1 pseudogene is annotated in these 375 nt (G+C 48.0%); it reads left to right on the forward strand.

From position 1 onward, the window contains the following. Positions 1–375, forward strand: a pseudogene (locus ACIF8R_RS18370) (hypothetical protein); the annotation flags it as partial.

Below are 375 nucleotides of genomic sequence, written 5' to 3' on the forward strand. Positions count from 1 at the left end.
CAGGTGGGCTGACAGCATCTGGCTCGAACTCGAATGTTAAAACGGTTATCAGTGGTAATACCGTTGATATTCAACTTGCCGATGCGCCTGTGTTTGCAGGGAAGCTGACAGCGAACGGACTGGATGCCAATGGTGAGAAAGTTACGAATGTCGGTGCGGGCACCAATGCCACTGATGCAGTAAACAAAGGCCAGCTTGATGCATTAAGTACCTCAAGCAATAACAAGACTGATGCCTTGGGCAACAGTACAGCCAACAATCTGGGTGGTGGATCAAGCTATGACAGCACAACAGGTGCAGTAAGCTCACCAACTTATGTCACCACTAAAACTGACGGTACAACAGTTAATGCCAACAATGTCGGTGATGCCTTAA

It is taken from the genome of Acinetobacter sp. ABJ_C4_1 (assembly GCF_044538495.1).
GTDB lineage: Bacteria > Pseudomonadota > Gammaproteobacteria > Pseudomonadales > Moraxellaceae > Acinetobacter > Acinetobacter nosocomialis_A.